This window comes from Stenotrophomonas sp. YJH_SMC_127 (genome assembly GCF_059372445.1).
In genome coordinates, this window is record NZ_JCAFVO010000003.1 from 1 (window position 1) to 22593 (window position 22593).

Below are 22593 nucleotides of genomic sequence, written 5' to 3' on the forward strand. Positions count from 1 at the left end.
CCTCCGCCAGCTGGAAAGGGATGGCTTGATCTACCGACACGATTTCCGAGAAGTTCCCCCTCGCGTTGAATACAGCATCACCCCGCTGGGCAAAGACCTTCTAGTTCTGATGATCCCCATGTGGACTTGGGTCGTGCAGCATGCCGAGGAGTTCCGGCACTGCCGCGAGATCTACGACAGCAACCAGGCCTCACCTGTACCTGAATCGCCTCGAGACAACGAGTCTCAATAGCGAGAAATCACCTGTCCTCGTCCCGCCCTGACCCAAGCCTTCATCGGGTCCTTCGCCCTCGGCTTGGTCTCCTTCAGCGGCCGGCGCGGCTCCAACGCCTCCTTGATTCGTTCCAGTTCCACAGCCCCGGCTTCGGCCAGGCGCCGAGCCTGTTGCTGCTGCTCGCGGGTTGGCGGCAGGCCTGGCAGTGGCGGCGGCGGCTGGGTCGGGGTGCTGTCGGTCAGCCGGGCAACCGCCTGGCGCAGGGGCAGATCGGGATAGAGCCTGGCCGCACACCAGCGCTCGGCGTACCGCTTCGCCTGCCGGACGTTGGCCGCGCGCACATCCTTCACCTGCCACATCTTCTGGCCTTCCATCCATAGCCGGACCCCAGGACCGCCATCGGGCGTAACGCTGGCCGTCTCGCGGCCGTTGTACCAAAGCGCCCAGCGCTCGCCGGTCTGGACCCAGCCAGAGGGGATCGGGGCGGTGCGGAAGCCGTTGGAAGAGCGCATGGCCGGAAGGATACGGCTGGCAGTCGCAGATCCTGCGAAGCGCCAGCGACCTGCCTGAATCGTTCGGGATTGCTGCTGGCGCCGTGCAATTACCCCGGGTTGACCTGCTTGCCAGCAAGGCGTCCAGCCCAGAGGATTTGTCCAGCACAAAGTTCTTAACAATTCATGCTGTATGGTTAACGCATCTGGCTCCTCTCAGGCGCGAAATCCTTCGCCCCCGTGTCTAGCCCCTCACAGGCTCGGCGCATGACACCCTCAAATGCTTTCCGGATCCTTCGGATCCGCCCTTTGCTGCGCCTCAACGGAACGATCGAGCGACTCGAAGCCCTGCACGCCAAGTGCGGCTCATGCGGGGACGAATCACGTATGTCCCGCGGATGTGGGCTCTCAGATGTGGAGGGAGGTGTGCAGCTAACTTGCCCGGCCTGCAGTACGACGGGCATCTTGACCGTCGACCAAGCGTGGATCCTCTGGGGCGAGCAGATGAGGAAGGATCGAATTTTGGCGCTAGCAGGACTAGAGCCGGACGACCTAGATCGGCCCTAGATCCTGAACTACCGCCTGCCCCTCGCGCAGTGCGGCGGCTAGGAGCCGCCCGCCCGCCACCTGCCTTCCTACCTGTTTGTTGAGCCAAGCCGCTTGGATCCGGCCAGCAGCCAACACGTCTTCAGGGCCAAGGCTGTCTGGCCTGCCAACCAAGGGCTCTCCAGGAGAGGCTAATCCTCCATCCAGGGGCTGCACTACCGACGGCCGAGAACTGTCGCTCTTGGCATACGCGGTTGCCATCATCCGGCCGTTCTTCGGCGACCAGCCGCCCAGCACCAACTCGGTCCCGAGCTGGTCGAGCGGCAGCCCGGCCTCCGCTGCCGCCTTCTCGTAGTTCGGCCATAGCTGATCCACCACCAACCCCAGCTCGGAGGACAGCTGCTCCATCGTGAAATCTGCGCGGAAGCTGGCCTGCAGCGCCAGCTCGTAGATGCGAAGGAAGAACTGGGTGGAACCGCGAGTAGCCAGTACAAGATTGTGCTGAGGAATGAGCAGCAGCTTTGCCCCGGAGGAATGCGCCCCTGTTCGGGCATCCTCTGCCAGAGTGTCTACCGCGACGACCAGCTGGTCGCGAGCGAGAAGAACGTTGAGGATGCTCATGTAGAAGGCAACGGGTAGTTCCGCGAAATATGGCAGCTTGAGTGCTTCGAGTCCAACAGCCATGAGGCTCAGAGAAGTAAGCGTGAGCTTCCACTTGAGCTTGGTGTGATGCGAGGCTCACATCATGTGGTAGACACTGCTGTCTCGTGGCTCTTCTCCGGCGCAGAATCCTTTGCTCCCGTGTCCAGCCCTAAACGGCATGGCCATGCACCCTCCCAATGCCTTCAGGATCCACTCGATCCTTCCCCTGCTTGCGCTAAATGGCGCAATCATCCGCTTGGAGCAGGTGCGCTCAACCTGCAAGAACTGTGGGCTTAGGTCATCACTGGCCCACGACGCTGGGTTCCATACGGACGTCAGGGGCACAACCCTGAAGTGCCCCGCTTGCGGAGCTACAGGATTGATGGACGAAATGGAGATCTGGCATCACTGGCTCGAGCAGTGCCGTCGCGAACGACTCCTCGCGCTGTTCGACCCCGAGCGCGATGATCAACTCGATATCGAGGACCCGAAATGACCGATGGCATCTCCGAACTGCTGGACCGTCTCCACTGCTGCGAAGTTGCGATCGAGGTTCATCGCGGCTATCTCAAGGCAATGGAGTATGCGCTGCGGGTTTCTGTCCTGACCCACCCGGCGCCCGAGCAGTTGACCGATACTTGGTTGCGCCTGCTACCTAGCATCGCGGCGAAGCACAAACACGATGGCGGCGCCCTCTTCGCCGCCGCCTTCGAGCAATCGTTGACGGTTCTAACCGAGCAAATTGGAGAGCCAAATGACGGGGCCTAGACAGCTATGGCGTACGGCTCCACCAGCCCGACCAACAGATCCATGGCAGTCGCATAGGCTGCCTGGTGATCGCCTCGCTGATTGAATCGGGTCCAGTCCGCATGGGCCACGCGCCCAAGCTCATCCGATTCAACGGGCAGCCATCTCATCGGCCAGAACGGCAAGCGGCGCTGGCCCACCCTGCCCCGCTGCAGCTCTACGATCCCGTTATGGCTACTTGCGCCCAATACGCGGGAATAGGCGACTGACAGTCCATCCTCTGGCCCCTCCAGGTACTGGAGGAAGCGTTCGCCATCGAAGAGGAGCACCCCCGTAACTCCAGCGTTACGGTTGAACCGGGCCGCGTCGTCCACAACTTGGTCCAGCTTTCCGCTGGACAGGCCTAGCTTGTCGCCGGCAATGTCCTCGCCGGCGCTGCTCACGTATACGACCGCCCTGATGGGCATTGCACACCTCCTTGACGAGGGACCAGCCTACCAGCAACGGGTTCATGTCAGCGCGAGGTGGCGGACGCGCCCTGAACGCGTCAGGTTCACGTATTGCTGAATTCGGAACTTCGTCACATGATGCAGGCCCATCGACATGCACCATGCACGAAAGTTCTCGGTACTAAGCAATGCCCGACACTGGCCTTTTCTACGTTCTGGATATAGATGTGGTGCGCCGCGACGAAGGCAATATCGAACGCGTGAACGCAATCAGCGTACACTGCAACCGCTGCCGGCACATCACGCATTCCAGAACATCTGGCTTGGAGACCATGCCAGGAGGCACCCTGCTCGCATGCGCAGGATGCGGCAATCGGCAAGCGGTCAGTAACGCGCGCTTGGTCGAATGCGACCACGTGATAAGGCACGGCGACCCAGCAACACATGCTGCCCAGCCCGGTCTTCGTGGCCAAGTAGGGTGACATAGTCAGCGCTCCACCTCAGCCGTCGGCTGGGTGCCTCCCAGCCAAGCTCCCCATCGTGAAGGCATACCCGGCTTCTTCCAGCAGTGCCCTCATGCGCAACTCCACACGACGGGGAGAGCGCAGTCCATTCGGCGCATAGAGAGCATAGACGTAGCCAGCGCCGTCAATGATTTCGCGGCGGACTGCGCACTCGGTTGACTCGGTAGCTTCGCACCAGACAGACATTAGCCTAGCCGGGCTGATCGACTGACCATTGCGGAGTCGGAAGAAAAGCCAGCGCACGCCTGGCGGTTGAGCTTGATCTACTCTAGCCATTGTGAGCCCCGAATCCGTCTGGATAAATCACTGAGAACTTCGGGATCCAGACGAGGGCGCTCATCTTTCGAAGAACGCGGTAGATCTATGCGTTGGCTACCGTTCACTAGGGCGGGGAGATCAGACTGCAGATCAATCCACCATTCGGAAGGAAGCCTGAGTCCAGTACCCGTTCGATCGTAGATGCATATCGGGAAATTCATAGCGTTGCTCCTAGATCCACCGAGCATACGCTTGCGCAATGTCAGGTCGAAATGCGACTGCTACAAGGCTGACGCATCAACTCTCTTCGCACATATGAATACGTGTGCTTCGTCTCGCTGAACTTTCAGGAACGACTCAAGCCAGCAAAGAGCAGCGCCTCTATTCGCAATCACCCTCCCCAACTTTTCAGTCAAACACCGCGCACACTCCATTCCACCAGGGCTTTGGCCTTGACAGGTCCGGCACTGAGCCATCGTCGTCATGGTCGCCGGGCGCGATTGATACATGATCTTCGTCATCAAGATCACAGCTTGAGCGTGGGACGACATATCGACGTTCCTATTGATACAGAAGGAGCCGCGCTGGGCGCGGCCACTCCTTACACGTCAACGGCGGCTATCGCGACCAGCACTGCCCTTTTGGTCCTGGCCATGGGACGACTGCTCACGCTCCTTGCTTCCCGGCTGCTGCTGTTGCTGACCTTGCTTTCCGGCGAGGTCTTCACCGCCAAGCTCGTTCCCGTCCACCTGACCCTGCTGGCCTGGCTGCTTCTTCTCGCCATCCGAGTTGGGACGGTCGTTTTGGTTTTGGGGAGAATTGTTCATGTCTTACTCCGATGCAGCCATCTGCTGCCAACCCACAGTGCTCCCCAGCGCGTTACGCAGCCGTGCCGGATTGGCGCAAGTATGAACAAGTGTCATGAACAGGCCGATGTTCTGAAGGGTGTACAGTACAGTCCCGATAGGAGCCGAACATGGAACGCATGAGGAACAAGGATTTCGTTGACGTCGAACGCGAGCTCACCCACTGGAGTTTGGCATTCAACTCTGGTGCCCTACCTGCTGTTAACTTTCGCCATGAGGTTGACCCCGTCATCCGGATCGCATGTGACATCTACGTCAGGGATCCGCATGGAACACGCGCAGAATGGTTGGACGAACTCGAGGGCAGGCTTGCCGCCGGATCCAGTCTCCGTGGTCACCCTGGAGCAGCGGAAATCGCAGGCCGGTGCTGGTCGCGACTCTCGTGTTCCTAGGAACGTTCATCCCGCGACGCTGCGTCGTTACCCTCTCGCATCAACTGGTCATTCAACACGTGGACGATGGAAATGACCGCATCGGCAAGCGCCCGCGAGTCACTGATTGATCCGTAGAAGTAGATCTTCGAGCCCGCAACCCGGATTTCGGCCAAGGAGAGCTGAGACGCCAGCATCTCGCACTTCATCACGAAAAGTTCAGTCCATCGAGCACCCGGCGCAATATCCAATAACGCAATGATGGCCTCGTCGGTAGATGAGTCGACATGCTCATAAAGCTGCGGAACGTCAAAACCGACGATCCTGGGAAGCATGGAGGTGCTCAACAGTTGATCCTCTTGCTTATGGGCGATCTGAGTATCCTCCACGATACTCGAATCCACAATCTGCCCGAGCTCGCGCTCTTACCCGGGTGTCGACGTCTCGATGTCCCATTACGTCTAAGGTGCCCGTCGCCACACAAAGGTGGGCGGCGTGGATCAGGCAGGAATAGCACATGGATGCCATCTCGCCGCAAGCGCCGTTGCCGCCGCGTGAGGATCAAGTCACGGGCTGCGGTGCCAGTCCATCCAGCGGCAGCTCCGCCTTCTCCGGCCAGGAGAACGTCTCCGGCTGCGGCAACAGCGCGCGCACCTGCTCCCAGGTCTCGATGCCATCCGGCGGCGCCAGCACCAGCTGCTCCAGCGACTGGTTCACAGCATCGCGCCAGGCCACCATCGCCCGCGCCTCCGCGCGGTATCGGGCCACGCCGCTGTTGTAGTAGCTGGCGCACGACTCGATGCTGTCGTAGCCACGCTCTACCGCTTCGGCGCGCATCCACGCGAACGCCTGGTCGCGGATGTAGCGGTAGTGCGCGGGAGTATGCAGCTCAAATCCCAAGCCGGGCGGTGCCGGCAGCGGTGTGTTGTTCTCCAACCACTCCGTAGGCCACAGGTAGTGGTCACGCGGGATAAACGCGCCGGTTTCCACGCAGCGAATGACGTCAGGATCGTTTGTAAGTTGATACATGATCAAAGCTCCGCGTCTGCCACCCATTGGAATCGTGCAACGTTACCGACCCCTGCCGTGCCGTTTGTAACAAACACCTCAAACGACATTGAACTGAGGGCGTCAATCTGTGCGGGATGGTTTACACGATGGAGCCCATCGCCGCCATTTTCCGAAAGCTGGCCCGCAGCGCCGTCATCGGTGTTGTAAAGAGTGATAGCGGGGGAAGTTCGCTTCCTTTGACTGAACCGCACCACCGGGTCATGGAGAAGGTAGCCGGTAAGCAACCCGGAAGCATGACACCCAACTCGCGTAGCAGTGCCAGGTGCAACACCAAGGTTATAACTCTTCTCGTAGTAACGCTGGCACAGAACCAGTTCAATCGCGTCGTTGCGTTGCTCAAAATCCGTAGCAACACTACCAACTTCAATTTGGATGTTGGAGAACTGGAAATCGCCCGCCTGCCGTCCTACGCCTGCCGAACGTGCGTCCCAATTGCTACCAGCATCCAACCACAGAATCAGCGACAGATAGCCCTCAGTAGTAGTACCAAACGTCTTCCCTGCAATATCAGCAAGAGTGAAGGTCTTGCTGATTCGCTGCCAACCGCCAGTGATTCCGGTCACAAGCTTGCTATTGCCGTAGATAGACGGAGATGGGGAACCTCCAGTACCAAACGTCATTTCAAATTCGATACCCATCTTCGTAGCTGACGATGCACGCACCAGCATACTGACGGTAACCGTTTTTCCTGCAAGCAGCCGTACACCGTTCTCAATACGGTATTGCAAAGTGGCGAGGTTACCGTTGCCAGCAACCTGACCTACGCTGCACCGCATGAAGTATCGGGCGTTGAACAAGTTTGTGGGATCGCCCAGCTGATGTTCCGCTCGAAGGCAGTCGATGGTGTCACCGACCATCACTGGAATGAAACGATCAGCGGTATAGGCGCCGTTGGTCATCCCCACGAAGGACGTACCACGCTGCCAGTAGCGGAAGTCACCATTGATAACGATGTTCTTTCCGGGGATGCGTGCATTGGCTGCGGCGATCGACTGGGACAGTGCTATGTCCGCAGCTGCCCGAATAGAGGACTCAGCCTCAACGTGCTGCCCGCGGTCGGTGGCCTCCTGATCGATGCGGGCACCCAACGCCGTCAGGCGCTGCTCGGTGTCCTGGAAGTTCTCGTTGCAGGTCGCGAACGCGGTAAACGCGTCGTCACCAGGGCGGCCGTCCGGCTGGATGGTGGTTTGATCGATGAGTTTCTGCGGCATGTGTGTTCTCTGCTGTTGATCGCCCACGGCAAAGCGGGCCGGACATGCCGGCCCGCGCCTTGTGCGGTTTCAGTTCTCGACCGAGATGATCGACAGGCTCTGCGTGATGGACTGCTGCTGGAAGGAGCCGGAGGTGTGCGATACGGCCTGCTCGGTGAAGCTGGTGATCACTGCGCGGTAGGTCATCGTCTGCGCGCTGGTGCTGGTGTCGTTCACCGTGAACGAGCCGCCCCAGTCGGAAATCGCGTTGTCGGGGCCATCCGTTTCGTTGAGGATGTTCACCCCGCCGCTGGCGTTGAGGACCTGCCACAACGATTCAGCGCCCTCCCCAACCCGCCGATAGATCTCCACACGTCCCGTGTTCTGGCCCGCGCCCGCGACAAAGCCGTCGCTGCCGTAGGTGGTCTTGGTCCGGATATGCCGGCGGGAGAAGCTGACGGTGACGCTCCGCACGCGGCCGTTGGTGGCGAACGGGCCGTTGACCAGCTCCACGCCGACGGTCTGCGTGGTCGTCGTCTGGACCGCGTTGCGCAGGATGCCCGCCGATAGCTGGCCACCAAAGTAGGCACTGCCGCTGGCGTCCATCCACATCACCGCGTTGGCCTTCGACGCGGCGCCGGCGCCGACGTTCGGCCCGAAGTAGTCGACCAGGTTGTCGCCGGCGGCTCCGAAGCTGGCGCCGATGATGCGCTGCGCCGCTCCCTTCCATACACGCAGGTAGCCGTTGCGCCACTCCATGCCCTCGCTGGCACCGTTGGGCGCGAGGATCTCCATGCTGTTGGTCAGGAACCGCAGGCTGACCACATTGCCGTCGTTGCCCAGCTCCATGCCACCAATAAGCGGCCCATTCCCGGAGTCGGCGATCAGGTGCAGGAATGCCTTGGCCATGACCTGCGCCAAACCGCCTTCAGTTTGAGTGACCCGGGCCTCCATGCCCTGGACCACCTGCGCACTCGCCTTGCCGGCTACTTCAGCCTTTACCGAGGCGAGCTGGCCAGTAACCGCTTCGATGCCATGCTCGGTCACGTTGACCCGGGCGCTGATCTCCTCGACGTAGTCCGCCGATGCTTTCCCGTCCAGCTCGACGCCCAGGTGCTGGATCTGCACCGCCTGGGCGCTCTGCTGCGTTGCGATGACCTCAATGGAACGCGTGGCCGTGGCCTCGAATTCCCCCAGCTCAGCCCGGACCGAGTCCACCTGTTTGGCGACGGCGCGGTCGCCTTGGGCAATCACGGACTGCCAGGTTTTCACACCCGCGCGCACGTCGCGGTCACCGGCGTTCCAGTCCCGGTCGCCGGCGTGCTTGTACGTCACCTGCGCTTCCAGCGAGGACGTTCTGTCGCCGACCGCCCGGATCCCCTCCTCCGTTTCTTCCACACGGGTCGTGACGGCATCCAGCGCTTCCGCAGAGGCCACCTTGCCGTCGCCGGCGGGCATCCTCGCAGACACCCGCCCGATCGCCTCAGCGTTGGCGCTGTCGCCGTCTGCGCGCGCTTGGCGTTCCTCCGTGACGCTGGCCTCCGTGGCCACGGTGCCATCGCCCGTGGGCATCCGGGCCTGGATCACCTCAATGGCGCTGGCGTTGGCCTCATCGGCCGTGACCCGCGCATCGCGCTCCGCCGCAAACAGCCCGCTCGGAACCTGGGACAGGTCGCTGCCCTCGTAGTCGCCCCGCAGCTGCACGGCCAGCGTCTCGCGCTTGCTGGCTTCGGCCACGTCCGCGGCTACGCGGGCGCGGGCTTCCTCCTGGACCAGCGCCACGCCGGCACCGGGCGTCGGACGCCCGATGGCCACCCAGTCGGTCATGAAGTAGGTGGAGACGGTCTGGGTCGCGCCGAACTGCAGCCGGATGGCGTCGACCTCACCCGGCCACCAGGCGATATCGGCCACGTCGACCGTGCCGACGCCATTGTCGTCCCACCGCGGCTCCGGGATCGCTGCCCGCTTGTCCACGTCCCATGCCTGGTCGGCCAGCGTGATCCACTGCAGGAAGCCGTCCCACGCGGCATCGCCTACGCGCTTCACCCTCAGCTTGACGAAGCGGTAAGCGCTGCCGTCAACGGCCAGCGCTGCCGGCGATTGAACATACGGGTTCTCGGTGCCATTGGCCGGCCGCAGCCAGCCATCGACCACCGTCGGTGACGCACCGTTGCCGGTCCACTCCTCCACGGTGGTGTCGAAGTACCAGATGCGCAGGCTGTCGAACTGGGTCCTACTGCCGGCGGCCACCTCGGACAGCGCGCGTGACAGCGATTCCACGTCGCTCTGCCGGGTTTGGGTCTCCAGCGTGATGGCAGCCTCGCGCTCGAGGCGCTCATTCAGCAGGCCGTCGGCCCGGGCCTGCGCCTCCTGCGCGATCGCCTCCATAGCGTCGGACAGGCCGCGCTGCCGCAGCTCAGCCTCGGCCAGGAGATCCCGGGCAGCGGCAGCCAGGCCGTCGGCCCGCGCGGCCGCTTCTGCGGCATCTGCCTCGATCCGGTCCGCGATTTCCTTGGTGATCCGCTCGGTCTGCTTGATCAGTTCGGCGGTGGTCGGCGGCGGCGTAGCCTCCACCACTGAGCCCGAGCCCGGCCGGCCGCGCACGGTCGGCGTGATCTTGAACCACCACTTGGTGCCGGTGTTGTCGCTGTAGAAGTAGCGCGTGTCGGTGGTCCGATAGATCTCGGTCCACGGCCCCTCCGGAGAGGGGCCACGCTCAACCACGTACACGACGCCGGCCAAATCGACAGCCGGCCATTCCAGCAGCACGCCATCGGCCACCGGGTTGGGGGTCACCCCATCCACCGGTGGCACGTCGGCTGCCCGGTGCACGACCGGGAACCAGTTCGAGTAGCGCGGCGCCGCCGGCGACGGCGACGGCAGCGCGCCCACGCCGATCTCCACCAGCGTGAGTTTCCTTGCTTGCATTGCGGATTACCTCGCGTTGAGTGCCTGACGCAGCGCGTTGCTGCTGGAGGCGCGGACGCCCTGAGTGGTGGTGGCCAGCAGCTCGCGCAGCAGCTGGTTCTGCTCGGTGAGCAGCGCATTGATTTCCTGCACGGCTGCCGTGGTCTGAGACTGCGACTCGTTGTTCACCACCAGGTCGAACACCGCCCGGCTGAAGTTGTCCGGCAGGGCCTCGATCGCGTCCGCCAGCTGTCCCATGCTGGTGCCGTCCTCGGTGTCCAGGTCGCCGACCTTCATACCGTCGATGAGCCCGGCCACTTGGTCGTACAGCCCGTTGTAGTCCGTGCCGCTGGCGTACAGGTTCCGGCCAAAGCCGAGGGCGGCCTGTGCCGCCGCCTGGGCTGCGCTGGTGTCGCCACCGGCCACGGCCCGCTCCAGCTCCTTCATGGCCTCGCCGAGCTTCTGCTGGTCCGTCAGCGGGGACAGGTCGCTGATCGACAGGCCGTACTGCATGGCCTTCTTGTCCTTGTCGATCTGCGCCTGCAGCTTGCCCATGTTCATCGCGCGCAGCGCTTCGATCTTGGCCAGATCCTCGGCACGTGCGCCGGACAGGCCCAGGGCCTTGGCGTAGTCGTTGGCCGACTTCACCTGCTGCCGGTAGGTCCGCTCGATGCTCAGGGCCTGCTGCTGGTAGCTGGACAGGTCGCCGGTCATAAGCTGCGTGGAAACGTCCGCCATCAGCGAGGCGTAGTTCCCAAGCAATCCGGTCACCTTCTCGACCTGGGTGGCCAGGTCCGTGCCGGCGACGCTGGCCAGGTCCTGGAAGTAGTCCACCGCCTTGTTGACCTTGTCGACCTCCATCCCGTTGAGGGCGCGGCCCAGCTCGTCGGCATTGCCCACCGCCAGTGCAATCGACGCACTCAGCGCGTTGAACACATCCGACGCCTCGAAGTAGCCATCCAGCTGGCCTCCGAAGCCGGCAGCCTTCACCGCCTCGGTGAACAGCCGGTTGGTCATGTCACCGAGGTACGCCTCCAGCTGCGACTTGGCCTCGGCGGAGTCCGCCGATAGCTGCAGCTTGCCCAGGCTCACCCGCACACCGCTCAGCTGCTGGGTCAGGTCGACGCCCAGCTGCTTGGCCAGGCCGGTTGCCGCACCGCGGACCTGACGCGCGGCCATGTCGAACGTGCGATCGATACCGGGATCCACCGCGCCGTACTGCGTCCACTTCTTATCGGACCGGAAGAAGCCGCCCTTCTGCTTGATATCGGCGTAGGTCTGGCCGTCGAAGCCACCGAACCCATACGAGCCGGTCAGGCCCTGTCCGGTGATCTTCGGCGCGCCGCGACCGAACAGCTTGGCGTGGATGCTCGACCCGGACAGGATCGATGCGACCTTGTCGTTGAATCCCAGCCCGCGGAACGTCTCGTCGGCAAGGCCCACCGCACCGGCGGTGGCAATCTTGCCGGCCCAGCTCTCCCCGTTGGCGATGTTCCAGCCCTGATCGAACAGCTCGGCGTTCTTCATCATGCCGGCGACGATCCAGCCGATGATCGGCACCGCCGCTGCTGCGGACGAGCCAGCTGCACCGGCGCCAGCCGCCGCCGAAGAACCACCCGCTGCGGCCGCGCCGCCACCGGTGAGGGCGGCAACGTTGTTACCGAAGCCCAGCAGACTGCCGGCGCTGGCACCGCTGCTCGCCGCACTTGCGCCCGCACTGAACAGCCCCTGCCCCTTGGACAGCAGCCCGGCGATGGTCCCCAGGTTCTGACCGCCGCCGGCGGCGCCGTTGCCACCGAACAGCCCCATGATGCTCTGAAGACTCAGGCCACCGCCCTGGCCGTTCATTCCGTTGAGGATCTGCGTCTGGATCGGGATCACGATCTTCTGCTGCAGGAACTCGCGCGCCAGGTCACGCAGCCCGCGCTTGGCGGCATCCTTCAGGTCGTCCCACAGGTTGTCGAAGTCCCGCATGCCGCCAGCAACGAAGTCAGCCATGGCGTCGGCGGCATCGCCCACACCGTTGACGACCACGCCGGCCCACGCCTCAACGTTGGCAGCAGCCTCCTCCACCCGCAGGGACAGATCGGCCGATGCTCGTGCGGCATCCAGCATGGATTGCTCGTACTGCGCGTAGCTCGCTGCCCCCTTGGACAACGCCAGAGCCTCCTTGCCGCCGGCGGCCTCCACCGCTTTCTGCAGCTCCTGCCGCATGTCCCGCTCGTTCATCATTTGGCGCCGCGACAGCTCGCGCGCACGACCGACCTTGCCGAGCATGGCGACCTCGGCATCCATCGTCGCAAGAAGCGCCTCGGGGCTGGCGAGGGCCTTCTTGATCTCCGCGCTAGACTGTTCCAACGCTTTCTGCGACTCCAGGACCAATGTGTTGTACGCGGCCCGCTCGATGCGCCCCTCCTTTAGCGCTTCCTTCAGCTTGTCCTCGAGCTGCTTCTGGTGCTCGGTGGCCTCGGCCAGTGGGCCGGCCATCGTCGCAGCCGCCATTGCCGCCTGCTCGTTGTAGCGCTTGATCGCCTCCGCGTCCGCCTTGCGATCTTTGGCGCCGGCACGCTCAGCCGCCACGGAAGCCTTGCGCGACTCCGTGAAGTTCTTCTGCGCGGCAGCCAGCTCGGTCTGGAGCCGGATGTACTGTGCGCCCTGCTCGATGTACTGCTTGACCTTCGGGTCGTCGCGCTTGGAAAAGTCGACGCCGCTGGCCTGGGCCTCCTTGAACCAGTCATTTACGTCCAGCTTTGCGACTTCGGCCGCGCTCTTGCCGACGCGGGCGAGCTGGCCCGGCAGCGACTGCATCGCCGACGCGATGCGCTTGCCTGCGGCGCCAGCCGAGTCGCCCAGCACGTTGAACGAACCCGACAGCGCGTCGGTTGCGGTCTTCGCTTGGCTACTGCTGCCCGTGAAGGCGTCGAGGATCGCGCGCTTACGATCGACCTCTCTGCCAGCAGTCGCCGCCGCAGCGGTCTCTTCCGTGAGGCTCTTGGCCACGGTGGCAGCAGCTGGCGAGCCAGCGATCATTGCTCGCCATGCCGCCTCCAGACCACTGGAGAACTCATCGGCGCCAATCCTGCCGGCCTTAAAGGCGGCATCCAGCCGCTGCGATTCCTGGATGAACTCTGAAGCCTGGCTCGCGGTGGAAAAGTTTGTCGCCGCAGCAACCATCTCCGTAATCGAGCTGGTGATGGTCCGGTAGTTCTCGTCGATCTCCTTCTGCAGTCGAAGGATCTCGCCGGCCTGCATCTGGGCGTTGAGGGTCTTGAACTTCTCGATGGCAGTGTCAGCCGCACCACCAAAATCGATCAGCGCAGCCGACGCAATCTTCGTGTTGTCGCGGAAGATCAACCAGCCCGCAGCGGCAGTGGCCAGCACGGTCACAATGCCCGCCGGACCTCCCAGCATGGCAAGCGTCGCTGATCCAGCACGCGCAAGCCAACCGGCGTTGGCCGCTGCAGCCTGCGTTTGGGCCTGAGCCAGCAGCAGCGTGGCCTGTCGATGCTCAAGGGTCGCTGCAGCGGCTTTGCTGCTCACCGAAACGCTACCGCCGATCGCAGCCGTGCGGCGCACTTCCGCCTCCGCATCGAGCATTGCGGCACGGGTCCGCAGCTCGAGCTGCTGCGCAGCGGCCAAGTTCTGAGCCGCTGCGGCCCGGTCTGCCGCCATACCAGCGTTGGCCGCAGCGACCCGCGCCAGGAGGGCTTTCAGCAGCGGTCCAGATGCGACCGCCGCTCCGGCGACAGCTACCATTTCCAGATTGCTGCCGACGGCACTGATGCCGGCTGCAAGCGCCTTGGAGGCGCCGGTTGCCTCGTCGGCACGGCCAATCATGACCTGCAGGTTGTTGTTGAACAGTGTCATTGCCTGCCCAACGGTGGAATCCATCTTGCCGAACGCCTCGTCCACGGCGCCAGCCTGGCTCTGCAGCGCGTTAATCACTTGCTGTGACGACAACTTGCCCGCGGCGCCCAGTTCACGCAGTTTCCCGATCGGCACGTTCAGGCCCTTGGCGATGGCCTGGGCCAGGGCTGGCGCCTGCTCGAGTACCGAGTTCAGCTCTTCACCTCGAAGGGTGCCGGAGGCAAACGCCTGACCCAGCTGCACGAGGGCGGCATCGGCACCCGCCGCAGACGTACCACTGATCACCATCGTTTTGCTGATGGTCTCGACAACGCGTGCCAAGTCTCTCCCAGACAGACCGAGGGCCTCCTGGTTCATCGCGATTCGCTGGTACAACTCCGCAGTCGCACCCAGAGGCTGTCGCGCTGCGCCGGCAATCCGGATCACGTCAGCCTGCGCTGCAGCGAACTGCGCCTGGCCCTGCGTGACCAGCCGCAGCCTGTTGTTGAGGTTCGTCCATTCGTCGGCCTTGCCAACTGCGGATTTTACGGCCACCAAGGCTGATGTAACACCCACCGCCTCAGTCGCTACCCGACGAAATCCGGCCGCGACCTCATTGGCGCCGCGGCGCGCGGCGTCTGACATAGACGATTGAATCGTAGCCATGTCGCGCTGCACGATGCGCGCGGCTTTCCCGCTGTCGCGCTCGAACGAGCCCGATTTCAGCAGCAGATCGACGGTGAGGGTGTAGAGAGACATGGTAGCTCCGGAAACGAAGAAGCCCCGCACTTGGCGGGGCTTCGATGAACAACCTGCGACGTTCTTGAGGGCGAACCTTGCTTAACCTGATAGGACCCATTTGAACATTGTGATCAGTGCAATTCCGCTCCCTAAAGTCAGAGCGAACTGGACCATAGGTGAGAACTCGTATCCGTTGGAATACAGACTCTTCATTAGCGCTCGAACGATCAATAGCCAAGTGCTGATCATCAGCATGATCGCTGCGTCAACAATGTGGTCCGCGTTGAACCAAGACAACAACAACAATCCGACAGATACACCGAAGCAAGCTGCCCCAAACTGAGTCACGGACGACAGGAACTGATCTAACCACCTACCAAGGAAACTACCCAGTGGCGGGCAGATGCCAAACAGCACTCTCGCCAGGCACCCCATTACTGCTAGCCCGCCACAGACAGCTACGAGGGCTCTGGAAGATATCCCTTCGATCGCGTCCTCCACCAGCTTGCTTTCAAATGGAAACTGGAACGACCCACCAAGTTTTAAGATGAGAAGAAGCCCCATGGCTAGTCCAGCGCTTGCCAGGAACTCCAGCGACCACGCCTCTAGATCGTCGACCATGGCATTTTCTGCATCAATCTTATTCATAGACACTTGTTTTGTTGTCTCCCAAATCCTTAGCGGCCTAGGCCGGAATTTCTTCAAACTCCATATATCCTGAAAAGTACTGACGGCTGATGTTCTCCGCCGAAGGCAGCTGTGTTGGGTATCCGTAGAGCACCGACCGCGCTGCCAGCAGCGGGTCGAACGCCTTGCTGACCATGTCCCGATACTGCGGCACAACGCAGGAGCGCCGGCGCCCCGCGATCGCTGCCGCCACCGTCTCCCAATCGGTCCCGCCCAACCCACCGCCGCGCACGGCAGCTGTCGCCCGGCCGGACAAGGTGCACGTCAGCCGGCGGTACAGACGCCCAGCAACCGTGTTGACCTGCGCACCCTTGGTACGGGTGTGCAGGCTGGTGTCGATCGTGGCCACCGCCCAGCCGTCGCTGATGCCCACCTCGACTGCCCGGAAAACAGCGATCTCGCCCACGTCCACGTTTGTGGCAGTTGTGGCGATCTCGACGGACACTGTCGAGACCAGGGCGCCGGCCTGCGGAAACAGCCACGCGCAGACACTACCGTCGGGCAGTCGCACCGTGGCGGCGCTGGCGCCGGCCGCGCTCACCTGCACGCCGGGCGGGATGTTGAGGCCGAGAATCGCGATGATCCCCGGCACAACAGCCTCGGCCAGGGTGATCGTGATCGCCAGCGAACTGGTGCGCCGCATCCGCGACGCTCGCCCCGGCTTACCATCGAAGAGCGCCGAGCCCTGGTCCGCCGACAGCCACGTTCCGCCGGTGAGCGTGACCGCTTCCACCGCCGGCATGCCATATCCAATCAACACGTCATCACCCCCACAGGGTAAGCACCACGTCTCCCGTGGCAGGGTTGCGCTCCACGCGCCGCACCAACACCGGCTTACCGTCGGCCAGGCCATAACGGCTGTAAGTCAGCCGGCCAATCTGTGCCGGAAGCGGGGCCAACTGTTGATCGCCCCGGACGGTGACCTGATAGAAGAAGCGTTGGTCGCGGTAGATGCCCACTACGCGGTCGATCTCTGCTTGTGCGTCCACCGAGCGCCAAAACAGCGACAGGACTGGATCGGCAGCGTCAGCTTTGCGATAGTGAGGATGGAGCGCCCCGGCTCCATATACCTGCGCCCTGAACAGGCCCACCAGTTCGTCGCGGCGCCATTGAGGCACATCCACTACGTCTGTCACCAGGTCCGATGCCGACAGCGCCTGGGCGTTCGGCCGATACGCCATCCGGCGGGTCAGATTCGGCGCGTCATCGGGGACACAAAGCAGGTCCTCAGCCATGTCCGCCTCGCTCAGATCAAACGCTGGCGCTGCCCCCGAGGTCTCCGGCGCAATCACCCGCGTGAATCGTAGCGGCCCGCTCGGATCCTGGTAGCAACCCGCACCGTAGCTGGGGAGGATCGCGTTCATTGCATCTCGACCGGTGACCGCGCTGCCGGCGTAGTAGCCAATACCGGCATACCCGGTTTCGCCATCGATCGCTGCACAGTCAGCCGCTACCCATGCTGTCTTGCCAAGCCTTCCCATGATATCGGCCATACGACGAGGTTGTGACGATGGACTTCCTTCTCGATATCGCGACCGGCCTGTATCGAGCCGCAGGAGCCGAAGCATGAGCATCTTCGATGACCTGGTCGATTTGGCCCACTTGGAGGCCGAACCCGACTACCAGATCTCCGCCAAAGCAGTCAGGGACATCCGACGCGCAATCACGTTTGGGATCTTCGCCGCTGCCGAAGGAGCCAAGATTAACCAAGCGCGCGCATCGGCACAGATGATGGGGCAGGAATGGCCGGAGGTCGCCCGTTCGGTGGCACCTGGAGACTCCTTCGAGCAGACCATCCAAGAGATGGCCGGGGCACTGCTGTGGCTTGAGTACGCGTCCCACCTGCGGCGGCCTACGGCGGCTCCGACTTTCTTGGATTCGGCTGAGGAGGCGTCGTGATCGAATCGACTGCTCCTGACCCGACCATCACTGTCCTGGCCGCGATGATCGAGGGCGAGCGCTGGCTCAGCGCCGACTCCTGTGCCGTCCTCTTGGGGCTCACGACGCCGGACGGGAAGCCCAACCGGCGTGGCTTCCTCGAAAGGCTTGCGTGCCGTCCCAGCTTCCCTGCCCCACTTCAGATCGGAAACGAGAAGAAGTGGAAGCGGTCGGAGGTCCTACGTTGGGCCGATGACGAGAGGAGGAGCGGAGGCTAGACCGCCGTTCCCGGCACGTTGGCCCCCGAAACTGCAGGACTGCCCAGATTTTCCCCAGAATCCCCCGAGCCCCTTGCAGCACAAGGGGTTCTGATTCCGGCTCCGGGCACCAACCGCGCTGCGCGAGTACACCTTAGATTGCACGCGAGTAACGCGGCTGTTCATGCGCCGCGCGCAGGTAGGGGTCGAAACACATCGCCAGCAGCCGCAGCAGCGGCCGACCCGGCTCGCTGGCGCGCACCACACCGTCGCGGTATTCGGCCAGGCCGTCTTCCTGCAACCGCTGCACCGAACGCAGGTCCTCGGCGAAGTACTGCTCGAAATCGACGCCATGGCGCTGGCCCAGCACGGCACCGTCCACCTCGCCCTGGCACATCAGCTGCTGGATGAGTTCAGCGCGCAGCTGGTCGTCGGCGCTCAGTGCCACGCCGCGCCAGACCGGCAGCTGGCCCTGGTCCACCGCGTCCTCCCACGAAGGCAGGTCGCGCGGATTCTGGCTGTAGGTGGCACCGATATGACTGATCGCACTCACGCCCAAGCCGAGCAGGTCGGTATCGGCGTGGGTGGTATAGCCCATGAAGTTGCGATGCAGCTGGCCGGCACGCTGCGCGCGTGACAGATCTTCTTCCGGCAGTGCGAAATGGTCCATGCCGATGTACTGGTAACCCGCAGCAGAGAGCTTCTCCACCGCCAGGCCCAGCAGCGCCAGCTTGTCTTCCGGTGAAGGCAACCGGCGCTCGTCGATCTGCTTCTGCGCGCGGAACAGGTGTGGCAGGTGTGCGTAGCCATACACCGCCAGGCGATCCGGTCGCAATGCCAGCACTCGTTCCAGGGTGCGGCCGAATCCCTGCAGGCTCTGTCCAGGCAGCCCATAGATCAGGTCGACGTTGACAGAGCGCATGCCGCTGTCGCGGCAGGCATGCAGGATGTCCAGCGTCTGCTGCACGCCCTGTATGCGGTTGATCGACTCCTGCACATGCGGATCGAAATCCTGCACGCCCAGGCTGGCCCGGTTGAAGCCCAGCCGCGCCAGCATGGCGACATCGCGGGTATCGATGAAGCGCGGATCGAGTTCGATCGAGAAATCGCGCTGCGGCGAATCGCTGAAATCGAAGCGCCGGCGCAGCCCCTCCACCAGCGTGGTCATCGCCTCGGCCTCGAGGAAGTTCGGCGTACCACCGCCCAGATGCAGCTGGATGACCTCACGGCCGTCCTCGAACTGCGGCGCCAGCAGGTCGGCCTCGGCCAGCACGCGCGCGACGTAGCTGTGGCCCCGACCGCGGTCGCGGGTGATCACCCGGTTGCAGCCGCAGTAGAAGCAGGGGCTGGAGCAGAACGGCACATGCACGTACAGCGACAGCGCGCGCGCCAGCTGGTTGCTGTCGGCGATCGCCTGGCGCAGCGCCGGCGCGTCGAAGCCATCGTGGAAGTGCGGCGCGGTCGGATACGAGGTGTAGCGCGGCCCCGGCCGGTCATGCCGGCGCAGCAGGTCGGGGTCGAAGGTCCAGGCCAGGCCACCGGCGGCGGGAGAGAACGTGTCCATGCCGCCAGCATCGCGCCGGACGGCCATGACCGCCTTGACCCAGATCAATCGCGGGTGGGGATTCCCAGCACCGGCAGGCCCACCTGCGGCCAGCGCAGCATCTGGTAGCGCTTCCAGAAGGTGTCACCGATGCGCGCGGCGACGTCGTTGGCCAGCTCCTGCATCAGCGGGTTGCCGCACTCGGCGGTGGTGATCCGGAACAGCACCAGCCAGCGATCGAACAAGTCCTTGTCCAGCTCGATGGCCATGTGCTTGGACATCGGCGAGCCCTTGAAGCGGCGCGTGCCGCGCAGCATCGCCGACCAGAAATCGACCAGCTGCGCCAGATGTTCCGGCCAGTCGTGGACATGCGCCTGGAACACCGGCCCCAACCGCTCTTCCTCGCGCACGCGCGCATAGAAGTCGTGGACCAGGCGGGTCACTTCCTGCTCGGTGCACAGCCCGGGCGAGGCGACGGGCAGGACAGGTGGCGGTATTGCGTTCATCGGGGTACCCAAAGCGTGCCAGCAGTGTGCCGCAGCCGGCCGGCACCGCCGTTGATCCAGATCAATGTCGGCGCAGTCCGCTGCACCTAGGCTGCCACGATTGCAGGAAGCATGCCCTGCGGATGCTGCGCCGGCCTCGGCGGAGTATACGCGCCGCCCTCATTCCGATCCGGGACAGCATGAACAGACCCTCTCCCAGCCGCCGCCAGCAGCTGATCCAGCACTGGGGCGCCATCCTCTGGCCCAGCTTCATCGCTGCCGGCCTGGCCAGCGTGGTGTTCTTCGCCTTCGTCGACCCGCTGCGGTTGCAGGCGATCAGCTTCCCGGGCACGGCGATCAGCCGTGAACTGGGCTATACGGCAGGATTCTTCATGTTCTGGTCGGTGACCGCACTTTCCAGCGCAGTCACCTGGTACCTGCAGCGGCCCCTGCCGAGCGATGACGACGACGAGCTGCCGCTGGGATGAGTACGCCCTGTACCGGAACCGGAACCCCACGCCCCTGGCGTTGGCGCGGCGCGCTCAGCGCGCTCTTGCTGGTCCTGTTCTATGCCCTGCCATGGCTGCGCTGGAATGGACACCAGGCCCTGCTGCTGGACATCAACGCACGGCGCTTCGACCTGTTCGGCTGGAGGTTGTGGCCCGGCGATGTCGGCGTGCTGATCGGGTTGCTGGCGGTGCTGGCGGTGGGCCTTGCGCTGCTCACCCACCTCGCCGGCCGCATCTGGTGCGGTCATGCCTGCCCGCAGACGCTGTGGCGTCGTGCCTTCGACTGGATCGCGCACGGCATGGCCAAGGTCTTGCCAGTGCCAGCCGCGCGCCCGACCACCCAGGTCGCCTGGGGGTTGCTGTCGCTGTGGACTGGCATCACCTTCGTCGGCCTGTTCAGCCCGATCGCCGGACTGCTGGCCGCCGCTCCGCATGCCGGCTGGAGCGGCTGGGAAACATTCTGGGTGCTGTTCTATGCCGCCGCCACCTGGGGCAATGCCGGCTTCCTGCGCGAGCAGGTGTGCCGTTCGCTGTGCCCGTTCGCGCGCATGCAACCACTGCTGATCGATCCACATACACCACGCATGCTGTACGACGCGCGCCGCGGCGAACCGCGCGGCATGCGCCCTCCGGGCATGGGGGGCGTGCTCGGACGCGGACGCGGCCTGCTCGACCCGACCACCGCACAGGACTACGTGTTCCGCGCCGCACATCCGCTGCTGGCCGGACCGATGCCCACCTTCAGCGCCGATCGCCTGGGCGACTGCACCGACTGCGCCGCGTGTGTCAGCGCCTGCCCGATGCAGCTGGACATCCGCCAGGGACCGCAGGCCGATTGCCTGGCCTGCGGCGCCTGCCTGGACGCCTGCTCGCGGCAGCAGCACCAGGCCGGTTTCGGCCCGGGGCTGGTGCGCTACTGCAGTCCGCAGGCCATGGCCGGGCAACCGCGGCAATGGTGGCGACCGCGGACCCTGGCACTGCTGTCGATGCTGCTGGCGCTGTTGGCCTGTGGCGCCTGGCGCCTGCTTTGAATCAACGGGTCAACGCGGCCCATTGGCGTGCGGCGGCACCAGCTGCGCACGTCGGACGATGCCGAGCTGTTCGATGATCAGCGCCATTTCATTGGTGACTTCGGTACGCTCGGTCCCCTGCGGGACCAGGCGGTCCAGCACCTGCTGGTAGGTATCCCAGAACGCCGGACCGCATCCGTGTTTGTGATAACTGGCTTCCAGTTCGCGGCGTACCCGTTCAGCCAAGCCATGCATGCCGTATTCCATACGACCTCCGTTGGACTTGTTCTGCATCGTTGACGGTCTACCGACTCACTTGCGAGCTACTGAAAGACTCCCGGGCTTCACGCCCAGTTGATGCCAATTAGTCATAGATTTCACGACAGGTCAATTACATGCAGCGACTTTCGTGATCGAAATTATTAATCGTTCACGAAACCACATACGGGATGACAGGCTTCCCGGATGGGCCGGAGCCGACAACCTACCCGATTCCTCCAGCCTCTGCCCTGGTAGGCCTCATCGATAGCCCGACCCCGTTCCATCGAAGTTTCCTATGTTGCTAAGCATACTTAGCAAATGGCACTTAGAGTGCTATATGCGACAAAAGGCGGCGCAGTTGAGGCTTATTCGCCCTGCGTGGCTTCAGTTGCCGGGAACAGGTTGGGATAGCGCTGATGCAGGATGTATTGGCGTAACGCAGGAATCGGGAAATCCTTGGGCCATTGCGACACTGCAGATCGGCTTATGCCAAAGAAGCGCGCCAGTTCGGCATCGGTGCGGAAACCCAGCCGGGTGCGCACCTGCCCCTTGCTCCAGAATTCGGTCACGGTCGGTCCTTCTGTTAACCAGACTTATTCTTGGAACAAGGGATCTTTGCGATCCACGCGTTAAGCTGGCTTGCATAGATGAATACTCTCGGCCAACGACTCGCCATTGCCATGAAGAAAGCCGGGCACCCTCGCCCGGCCGATCTGGCCCGCGCCGCCGATTCGACGACGGCAACCATCAGCAACTGGCTCAACGACCACGTCAGCCCCGCCCATGTGAAGGCCGAACAGCTGTTCCGCATCGCCGATGCGGCCAAGCTGGACGCGCGTGAACTGCTGTATGGCGTGAGCGGGCTTGGCGTCGGTGAGCGGGGCAATACCTATATCCCCAGCCAGGCCCACCTGGATGTCTGGCAGGACGCCTACGAACTGGTCAGCCATCTGGTGGAAGAGAAGGGCCTGGAGATCGACCACCGCCGCCACGCGGCCCTGGACCTGCTGGCCTTCGAACTGCTGATGGACGGCTTCAGCCGCAGCAAGGTCATCCGGGTGCTGACGACCTCGATGACGTGAATGCACTACCGCTGGTAG

At 63.5% G+C, this 22593-nt stretch carries 23 protein-coding genes; 6 read left to right on the forward strand and 17 right to left on the reverse strand.

The window, feature by feature from the left end; genetic code table 11:
- Window positions 1-232: winged helix-turn-helix transcriptional regulator (locus AC5QAB_RS08295; RefSeq protein WP_495233335.1), on the forward strand; the 232-nt coding region annotated here is incomplete at its 5' end.
- On the opposite strand, the gene AC5QAB_RS08300 is transcribed toward AC5QAB_RS08295, so the two are convergent.
- A complete protein-coding gene (locus AC5QAB_RS08300) occupies window positions 226-726 on the reverse strand; it encodes a hypothetical protein (protein WP_227864029.1) in 501 nt (166 codons plus the stop codon). The two genes, AC5QAB_RS08295 and AC5QAB_RS08300, sit on opposite strands and share 7 nt — an antisense overlap.
- A 531-nt stretch (window positions 727-1257) precedes the next feature.
- Entirely contained in the window at window positions 1258-1872 is a 615-nt protein-coding gene (locus AC5QAB_RS08305) for a hypothetical protein (protein WP_227864028.1), read from the reverse strand.
- Between the two features lie 513 nt (window positions 1873-2385).
- Here AC5QAB_RS08305 and AC5QAB_RS08310 point away from each other — a divergent pair.
- Complete coding sequence (locus AC5QAB_RS08310) at window positions 2386-2661, forward strand: hypothetical protein (RefSeq protein ID WP_227864027.1); 276 nt, start codon at window positions 2386-2388, stop codon at window positions 2659-2661.
- Here the strand turns inward: AC5QAB_RS08310 and AC5QAB_RS08315 are convergent.
- The 11 genes from AC5QAB_RS08315 to AC5QAB_RS08365 all read right to left on the reverse strand — a co-directional run bounded on the left by AC5QAB_RS08315 (window position 2658) and on the right by AC5QAB_RS08365 (window position 17043).
- A complete protein-coding gene (locus AC5QAB_RS08315; protein ID WP_227864026.1) occupies window positions 2658-3107 on the reverse strand; it encodes a BLUF domain-containing protein in 450 nt (149 codons plus the stop codon). The two genes, AC5QAB_RS08310 and AC5QAB_RS08315, sit on opposite strands and share 4 nt — an antisense overlap.
- 482 nt (window positions 3108-3589) lie before the next feature.
- Window positions 3590-3889 (reverse strand): hypothetical protein, encoded by a 300-nt coding sequence (locus tag AC5QAB_RS08320; RefSeq protein WP_227864025.1) that lies wholly within the window; start codon window positions 3887-3889, stop codon window positions 3590-3592.
- 590 nt (window positions 3890-4479) lie between these two features.
- Window positions 4480-4698, reverse strand: a complete 219-nt coding sequence (locus AC5QAB_RS08325) for a hypothetical protein (RefSeq protein WP_227864024.1) — start codon at window positions 4696-4698, stop codon at window positions 4480-4482.
- A 427-nt stretch (window positions 4699-5125) separates the two neighbouring features.
- Window positions 5126-5455 carry a hypothetical protein gene (locus AC5QAB_RS08330; RefSeq protein ID WP_227864023.1) on the reverse strand — a complete coding sequence of 110 codons (330 nt, stop codon included), beginning with the start codon at window positions 5453-5455 and terminating at the stop codon, window positions 5126-5128.
- Window positions 5456-5669: 214 nt separating this feature from the next.
- Window positions 5670-6137, reverse strand: coding sequence for a hypothetical protein (locus AC5QAB_RS08335; RefSeq protein WP_227864022.1), 468 nt, complete (start codon window positions 6135-6137; stop codon window positions 5670-5672).
- Window positions 6138-6139: 2 nt separating this feature from the next.
- On the reverse strand, window positions 6140-7390 hold the full coding sequence (locus AC5QAB_RS08340) for a hypothetical protein (protein WP_227864021.1): 1251 nt from the start codon (window positions 7388-7390) through the stop codon (window positions 6140-6142).
- A gap of 69 nt (window positions 7391-7459) precedes the next feature.
- A complete protein-coding gene (locus AC5QAB_RS08345; RefSeq protein ID WP_227864020.1) occupies window positions 7460-10297 on the reverse strand; it encodes a hypothetical protein in 2838 nt (945 codons plus the stop codon).
- Window positions 10298-10303: 6 nt separating this feature from the next.
- Entirely contained in the window at window positions 10304-14881 is a 4578-nt protein-coding gene (locus AC5QAB_RS08350) for a tape measure protein (RefSeq protein ID WP_495233336.1), read from the reverse strand.
- Between the two features lie 81 nt (window positions 14882-14962).
- Entirely contained in the window at window positions 14963-15511 is a 549-nt protein-coding gene (locus AC5QAB_RS08355; protein WP_197561143.1) for a hypothetical protein, read from the reverse strand.
- A 37-nt stretch (window positions 15512-15548) separates the two neighbouring features.
- Entirely contained in the window at window positions 15549-16292 is a 744-nt protein-coding gene (locus tag AC5QAB_RS08360) for a hypothetical protein (RefSeq protein ID WP_495233337.1), read from the reverse strand.
- A 22-nt stretch (window positions 16293-16314) separates the two neighbouring features.
- Window positions 16315-17043 (reverse strand): hypothetical protein, encoded by a 729-nt coding sequence (locus tag AC5QAB_RS08365; RefSeq protein WP_495233338.1) that lies wholly within the window; start codon window positions 17041-17043, stop codon window positions 16315-16317.
- Between the two features lie 73 nt (window positions 17044-17116).
- Here AC5QAB_RS08365 and AC5QAB_RS08370 point away from each other — a divergent pair, with 73 nt between their 5' ends.
- Window positions 17117-17449 (forward strand): hypothetical protein, encoded by a 333-nt coding sequence (locus AC5QAB_RS08370; RefSeq protein WP_197561145.1) that lies wholly within the window; start codon window positions 17117-17119, stop codon window positions 17447-17449.
- 390 nt (window positions 17450-17839) lie between these two features.
- Here AC5QAB_RS08370 and hemN read toward each other — a convergent pair whose 3' ends face one another.
- A complete protein-coding gene (gene hemN / locus AC5QAB_RS08375; protein WP_041864131.1) occupies window positions 17840-19249 on the reverse strand; it encodes an oxygen-independent coproporphyrinogen III oxidase in 1410 nt (469 codons plus the stop codon).
- Between the two features lie 44 nt (window positions 19250-19293).
- Entirely contained in the window at window positions 19294-19734 is a 441-nt protein-coding gene (locus AC5QAB_RS08380) for a group III truncated hemoglobin (protein WP_053494909.1), read from the reverse strand.
- A gap of 179 nt (window positions 19735-19913) precedes the next feature.
- Here AC5QAB_RS08380 and AC5QAB_RS08385 point away from each other — a divergent pair, with 179 nt between their 5' ends.
- Window positions 19914-20201 (forward strand): hypothetical protein, encoded by a 288-nt coding sequence (locus AC5QAB_RS08385; RefSeq protein WP_032959293.1) that lies wholly within the window; start codon window positions 19914-19916, stop codon window positions 20199-20201.
- Window positions 20198-21253, forward strand: coding sequence for a 4Fe-4S dicluster domain-containing protein (locus AC5QAB_RS08390; protein WP_262217292.1), 1056 nt, complete (start codon window positions 20198-20200; stop codon window positions 21251-21253). Before AC5QAB_RS08385 ends, AC5QAB_RS08390 begins: the two co-directional genes overlap by 4 nt.
- A gap of 9 nt (window positions 21254-21262) precedes the next feature.
- On the opposite strand, the gene AC5QAB_RS08395 is transcribed toward AC5QAB_RS08390, so the two are convergent.
- Complete coding sequence (locus AC5QAB_RS08395; RefSeq protein ID WP_005416001.1) at window positions 21263-21499, reverse strand: hypothetical protein; 237 nt, start codon at window positions 21497-21499, stop codon at window positions 21263-21265.
- Window positions 21500-21858: 359 nt separating this feature from the next.
- Window positions 21859-22062 carry a helix-turn-helix domain-containing protein gene (locus AC5QAB_RS08400; RefSeq protein WP_014646673.1) on the reverse strand — a complete coding sequence of 68 codons (204 nt, stop codon included), beginning with the start codon at window positions 22060-22062 and terminating at the stop codon, window positions 21859-21861.
- A gap of 111 nt (window positions 22063-22173) precedes the next feature.
- Between AC5QAB_RS08400 and AC5QAB_RS08405 the strand changes: the two genes are divergently transcribed.
- Window positions 22174-22575, forward strand: coding sequence for a helix-turn-helix domain-containing protein (locus tag AC5QAB_RS08405; RefSeq protein ID WP_005415999.1), 402 nt, complete (start codon window positions 22174-22176; stop codon window positions 22573-22575).
- Window positions 22576-22593 lie beyond the last annotated feature (18 nt).